The sequence below is a fragment of the Pediococcus damnosus genome (assembly GCF_001437255.1).
Taxonomy (GTDB): Bacteria; Bacillota; Bacilli; order Lactobacillales; family Lactobacillaceae; genus Pediococcus; species Pediococcus damnosus.
On the sequence record NZ_JQBD01000177.1, the window covers coordinates 1 to 802 of the forward strand.

The 802-nt window shown below is 35.3% G+C and carries 2 protein-coding genes; both read left to right on the forward strand.

Annotation, left to right across the window (positions count from 1 at the left end):
* Positions 1-309: 309 nt before the first annotated feature.
* On the forward strand, positions 310-519 hold the full coding sequence (locus IV84_RS10525; RefSeq protein WP_014386917.1) for a hypothetical protein: 210 nt from the start codon (positions 310-312) through the stop codon (positions 517-519).
* A gap of 21 nt (positions 520-540) precedes the next feature.
* Positions 541-802 (forward strand): hypothetical protein (locus IV84_RS10530; RefSeq protein ID WP_056986635.1); only part of this gene is annotated, 262 nt, incomplete at its 3' end.

Here is an 802-nt window from a genome sequence, read left to right on the forward strand (position 1 = left end):
CAGCACTAATATTACTAAAACTCATATGAAATATTGCCATGTTAGTCACCTCTTTACTTTGATTCTATGGGCTTGACTTTGTTGTCGCCATCGGCGACTTCTAATACAGGATTTTGGGGTTAGCACAACATAGAATTTATTCTATGTGTAAGTGCGCATTGATCTCGTTTCACTCGGCCTGCTGATTCCCCTAAATTTACTTATAGTGTATGCCTTCCGCTTCGCTATTTCAACTTTCATACTTTGACTTAACGTTCTCTGTATGATATAGTGTCGGTGATTATTTTTAATACGACTGGAGGAATCATTATGTCTCAAAGTAACTTAGAAAAACAAGAAGCTAAATTAAAAGCCCTTAATCAAAAAATTAAGGACGAAAAAAATAAGATTGAACAACGGCTAGGTAAACAAATCATCAGTCAAGCCAATTTAGATTATGCTAATTTATCTAATGACAATATCAAGTCCTTATCCAAAAAAGTATCCGAGTTTTTAAAGGAAAAGTCCGTAGATCATTAGTCATAGGAGATGGGGAATTCCATGCCTAATCAATATGAAAAACTAATTGAACAACAAGCGCGTTTAAAACAAAAAATTGAGCGGGAAGATTTTAAGTTACGCCAATCTAAGTATTATGAAAATCGACAAGCCCGCAAAGCCCGTTCTCGCCGATTAATTCAAAAAGGGGCTTTATTAGAAAAGTACTTTCAAGCTAATAACCTCTCGGTCGAACAAACCGAAGAACTTTTAAAAACATTCGCTGACTATGTCAACGCCCATAAACCGGATAAATTAAAAAACG